Here is a 5,546-nt window from a genome sequence, read left to right as displayed (position 1 = left end):
TGGTACCCGCTCCGCGGGTACCACATCGCTGCGCGATGTGCAAGCGAACACCCGCGCTGCGCGCGAGTGTTGCGCTTCCGCTCCGCGGAAGCGCTGGCGGGACGCTGCGCGTCCCGCTCAACCCGACTGCTGCGCAGTCTGGTTGATGCTCCGTCCGCTGCGCTCCCGGAGCGGGGGACTTCATCTCCCTGCCGGGGCCTCCGCTTCGCTCCGACCCCGGTACGGCGGGTCCGCCGCGCTCCCCCGCCTGACGGTCCTTCCGGCTGCGCCTGCAGTCCCTTCGGCCCGCTGTCGCGGGCCGGGCTGGCTAGGAGCGGCGGGTGATGGCCGGCAGGGTTGTGGTCTTGATCTGGTGGTGGGTCATAAAGCCTCGCACGGTCACCGCCGCCCAGATGGCAGTGCTCACCAGGGGCCACCCCTGCTCACCCTTGACGAGTGCCCTCACCCAGCCGACCGCCCAGCTGATGGTGAGGAACAAGGCCAGCCATCTGCCCCACCGCCAAGTCCTCATGGCCCTTCGGGCACGGGCCTGCTGTTCGCTGTGCTCGTGTTGTTGGGCTTGTTTGCCGTCCACGTCTACCGCCTACCCGCTGCAAGGAGGCCTCGTCATCCCGCACTGCCCGGTCGGTGCTCTGGGCGCACGTCACGGTTTTCGAATGCGCGCCGGACCGCAGCGCCCTCATCCTCGACCAGCCCGGAGGGGTCCGGCAGTTCAAGCACGGTGGCGCAGTGCTCGCACAGCATCGTCCCGCCTTCGGCCGGGACGGCCGGCCTGCTCCCGCACGCCTTGCACATTCCCTCGCTCCGGTCGCTGTGCTCAGCCTGCTGGTGTTCCATCGATGTGCCCTTCTCTGTGGAGGATGCCGGGTTTCCGATCGTCTGAACCGGGTTCCCTGAAACTGGCCGGGCATATCACCGAGTGGCGTGCTTCAAAATAGATCTGAGATAGACTCTGGACTGGGTCTCTAGCCGTGAGGCATCAGGACCGGTTCGGATCACGCGTCTTAGGCTGGCGCTGATCGATTACGTCACCCCTGTCGCGGATGGTCTCACCGGGGCGTACCCAGGTGTACCGCTCGGGATTTCCCGTTCCCCGCCTTGTAAGAAATCGTGCCCGGCCCTAGGAGAAGGCAGATCGGAATGGCAGCGAAGGAGCTCCGTCCTCATCAGCGAGAAGCAGTGGATGCGGTACTCCGTGCGCTCGAATTGCCTGCAAGATCGACTGTGCCCGAGCGCGGGCTCCGGACTCAGGTGGTCATGGCAACCGGATCCGGCAAGACCCTCGTGGCCACCCGGAGTGCGGAGGAGCTCCGTGCGGGCCGTGTGCTCGTCATCGTGCCCTCGCTGGACCTGCTCACCCAGACCGAGGCCGCGTGGCGTGAGGGCGGTCGTAGCGGCCCGGTGATCGGGGTGTCGTCCCTGCGAGGGGAGGATGTGTCCTTCCCGAACACCACGGACGTGGACGAGCTCGTGGAGTGGACCCGCCACCTGGACAAGGTCACCGTGTTCGCCACGTACGCCAGCCTCGGTCTGGGCACGCTGGAGCGGGCGCATCAGGGGGGCCTTCCGGGGTGGAGCTTGATCGTCGTGGACGAGGCGCACCGAGTTTCGGGCAGGATCGGGAAGCCGTGGGCCGTCGTGCACGACAACACCCGGATCCCCGCCCTGCGTCGGCTGTACATGACGGCTACTCCCCGGCTGTGGCAGCTGGACGAGGACTCCGAGCAGGGCGCGCCGGGCGAGCTGGTGGCTTCGATGGAAGACGACCCCAACTCGCCGTTCGGCAGCAGGTGTTTCACCCTGACGTTGTCGGAGGCGATCGACAGGGGCATCTGTGCGCCGTACCAGGTGGTGTGCGTGGACATCACTGACACCCAGCTCCAGGCCGCCCAGCTCCTGGGCGAGGACGCGCGCTCCGAGCAGGTGCGAGGGACCCGCCTCGCCGCCCTGCAGACCGCCTTGGTGAAGGCGTCAGCCGAGGAAGGCTTCCGGCGCACGCTCGTCTTCCACCACATGGTGAAGGAGGCCGAAGCCTTCGCGGCCGGCCTCCCCGACGTCGCCGCGCAGTTGCACTCGGCCGACCCGGAGCTGTACCCGAAGGCGATCTGGGCCAACTGGCTGTGCGGCGAGGACAAGCCACTCCACCGGCGCCGCGTCCTGAACGAGTTCTCCAGAGGAATCGCCGCTGACGGCACGGTCGTGGAGAAGACGTTCCTCGGGTCCGTTCGCGTGCTCGGCGAAGGCATCGATACATCCCACTGTGACTCCGTGTACTTCGCGGATGTGCGCGGCTCCATGCCCGACCTGGTCCAGGCCGTCGGCCGGGCCCTGCGCATGCAGCCCGGCGAAGGCAAGACTGCCTCCCTCGTCGTGCCGGTCCTGCTCGGGCCCGGAGAGACGGCCGACAACATGCTCACCTCCCGGGCGTACGGCGGCCTTGCGAAGCTGCTTGAAGCGCTCAGAGCGCACGACACCCGGGTCGTGGAACAGCTCGCCGAGCAACAAGCACCAAGCCGTGTCCGAGGCGTTCAAAGCCGCAGCGGAGAGGAAGGCGAGGGAGCCGAGAGCGACCGAAGCGACCGCCTCTCGGCACCAGCCCAGGAGCTGCTGAAGTTCTCCACACCGCGCGACCCCCCGCAGCTGGCAGCGTTCATCAACCTCCGCGTCCTCAACCCCGAACACCAGCACTGGCGACGCGGCATCGAAGCCGCCACCATCTACACCCGCCAACACAGCAGCCTGAAAGTGCCGTTCACCTACCGCGTCCCCGAGGGCCGGGAGGCGGAAGCCGAGGGGTGGCCGGCCTCGCTCGCCGCGTTTCCGCTGGGGCAATGGATCGCCGATGCGAGGCGCTTCTACGCCCGCGGGGACATGGACGCCGACCGCATCGCACAGCTGGAGAAGCTCGGCATGGTCTGGTCGCACTACGACGTCGCCTGGGAGGAAGGCCTCGCCGCAGCACGCGGATGGGCCGCCGAAGCAGGCCACCTCCTGGCACCGCTGGACGCCACCTACCAGGGCGCGAAGGTGGGGATCTGGCTGAAGAACACGCGGGCCGCCGCCCGAAAGGCCGCCGAGATCGAACAACGGCGTGCCCAAGGGCTCCCGGTCGGATCGTCGGCCGGCGCACTGTCGGAGGAGCGGCGCGAGCAGCTGGAGGACATCGCCCCCGCCTGGTGCCCCACCTGGCCAGTGGAATGGCAGCGCGCCTTCCACCTCACCCGGCAGCACCTGGATGAGGGTGGCGAGCTGCCGACCAAGCCGGGCGAGGTCGTACACCAGGGCGAAGACCTCGGACGGTGGGTGCGCGCCCAGCGGCTGGGCTGGGACAAACTCACCACCGTCCAACAGTGGATGTGCGAACACATCCTCGGGATTACCCCCGCGACCGAGGGCGAGAAGCCGAAGCCGCGCCGTACGCAGGCCGACAAGTGGGCGATGAACTACGAGGCCGCCAAGCAGTTCTACGAGCGTGAGGGACACCTTCGAGTGCCGAGGAAGCACGTCGAGCGGATCGTCGGCGAAGACCAGGAGGAGCGGGAGCTTCGGCTCGGGGCATGGGTCAGCAACCAGCGCAGCAGAGCCGCGACGCTGACCCCGGAGCGGATGGAGCAGCTGTCCGCGATCGGAATGCGCTGGACATGATTCCGTCCTGGGTCAGCGGTGCTGCCGTGATCGCTCACCGAAGGTTTTCGTCACGGATCATCCTGCGGAGGCTGGTGCGGGCGGCTGTCAGGTCGTCTTCGAGGGCGGTGATGCGGGCGCGGCATGTGACGTTCTCTGCGGAGGCCTCCTGGAGCTGGCGGGTGAGGTCCTGATTCCGGGCGGTCAGTTCGTCTGCTCTGGTCGCTGCGTCAGCGGCGTGGATGGCATCGAGCTGAGAGCCGAGTTGGTGACGCAGGGCTGCCTGGAGCCGGTCGCGCTCGTCGCGGAGGTCCTTGATTTCTTGCCGGGCGATTTCGAGTTCGGTGCGCAGGCTGAGCCAGATCAAGGGCCTTCAGATCTCCGTCAGCTACGCAAGCAGCGTCACCGGCCTCGAACGATTCACCCCAGAGGCAGTCGGGCTGTACCCGCGCCCACGGGCAGCAAGCACCTGAGCCGTCCTCAGCCCAAGACCCGCACGGATCCGACCTCGGCGCCCATGCCGCCGCGGCCAGAACAAACGTCCCTCGTACTCCACTACCTCTAGATAATCGACATCACCGGCCTGCGTGGTGTCGAAGCGATCTGCTTCGCCGACACCCGCGGCTCTCAGGTCGAGATCATGCAGAACATCGGGCGGGCGCTGCGCCCGAACCCCGACGGCACCACCAAGGTGGCCCGGATCATCGTCCCCGTCTTCCTGCAGCCGGGCGAGGACCCGGACAACATGATCGCCTCCGACAGCTACAAGCCGCTCGTCGCGGTACTGCAGGGGCTGCGATCGCACGACGAGCACCTGGTCGAGCAGCTCTCCTCGCGCGCCCTGACCCGCGGCGAGGAGCGGCGGCGTACCCACGTGCGGCGTGACCCTGACGGCAACGTCATCAACCCCGGCGACACCGAGGCCGACGGTGAGGGCGAGGAGGAGCAGGACGGGAGCGAGGCCGCGGTCGAGTCGGCGCTGCTGCACTTCGCGGGCCCCCGCGACCCGGCCACCATCGCCGCGTTCCTGCGCACCCGCGTCTACCGGCCCGACTCCCTGGTCTGGCTGGAGGGCTACCAGGCGCTGCGACGGTGGCGGGCCGAAAACAAGATCACGGGCCTGTACGCCGTCCCGTACGACACCGAGGTCGAACTCGGCGTCACCGTCTTCCCGCTCGGCCGGTGGGTCCACCAGCAGCGTCGCGCCCAGCGGGCCGGCGACCTCGAGGACCACCGCAAGACGCAGCTCGACGAAGAAGGCATGGTGTGGGAACCCGGGGACGAGGCGTGGGAGACCAAGCTCGCCGCGCTGCGCTCCTACCGGCGCGCCCACGGGCACCTCGCGCCGCGTCAGGACGCCGTGTGGGGCGAGGGCGAAGACGTGGTCTCCGTCGGACAGCACATGGCCAACCTGCGCAGGAAGGGCGGCCTGGGCAAGGACACGGAACGAGCCGAGCAGCGGGCGCAGCAGCTCACCGACATCGACCCGGACTGGAACTGCCCGTGGCCGCTCGACTGGCAACGGCACTACCGGATCCTCGTCGACCTCGTCGACCACGACGGCGCCTTGCCAGACATCCCGCCCGGCATCTTCTTCGACGGCGACGACCTCGAAAAGTGGATCAACCGGCAGAAGAACAACTGGAGCGCCCTCAGCGAAGAGCAGCAGCAGCGACTGTCCGAGCTGGGTGTGGTGCCCGTGGAGCGGCCGGTGCCGGCCCCAGCGGCCAAGGGAGTCGGGAAGGTATCGGCGAAGGCGTCAGCGGCCTTCCAGCGAGGCGTCCAGGCGGCTCGCGCAGTTCGCCGCTCGTGAAGGTCACCTCCGTGTGCCCAGGACTCATGCGGAGATCCCTGTAGAGGGGGAGCCCCCCCCCCCCGCCCCCCCCCGCGGGCGGGAAGAAGGGGGGGGGGGGGGGCACCAC

Annotated in this window: 3 protein-coding genes and 1 pseudogene; 2 read left to right on the top strand and 2 right to left on the bottom strand. The window is 68.6% G+C overall.

Translation table 11 applies throughout. The annotated features are described in order from the left end of the window. Nucleotides 1-307: 307 nt before the first annotated feature. Complete coding sequence (locus tag ACWDZ7_RS42520) at nucleotides 308-478, bottom strand: hypothetical protein (protein WP_451804290.1); 171 nt, start codon at nucleotides 476-478, stop codon at nucleotides 308-310. Nucleotides 479-1,140: 662 nt separating this feature from the next. Here ACWDZ7_RS42520 and ACWDZ7_RS42515 point away from each other — a divergent pair. Continuing rightward, a complete protein-coding gene (locus tag ACWDZ7_RS42515) occupies nucleotides 1,141-3,645 on the top strand; it encodes a Helicase associated domain protein (protein ID WP_451804288.1) in 2,505 nt (834 codons plus the stop codon). 34 nt (nucleotides 3,646-3,679) lie between these two features. Here the strand turns inward: ACWDZ7_RS42515 and ACWDZ7_RS42510 are convergent, their stop codons facing one another. Then, nucleotides 3,680-3,991, bottom strand: coding sequence for a hypothetical protein (locus tag ACWDZ7_RS42510; RefSeq protein WP_451804286.1), 312 nt, complete (start codon nucleotides 3,989-3,991; stop codon nucleotides 3,680-3,682). A gap of 201 nt (nucleotides 3,992-4,192) precedes the next feature. Here ACWDZ7_RS42510 and ACWDZ7_RS42505 point away from each other — a divergent pair. Continuing rightward, nucleotides 4,193-5,546, top strand: a pseudogene (locus ACWDZ7_RS42505) (Helicase associated domain protein); the annotation flags it as partial.

The organism is Streptomyces sp. NPDC003032, assembly GCF_053591415.1.
This window is presented reverse-complemented; position numbering and strand designations above follow the sequence as displayed.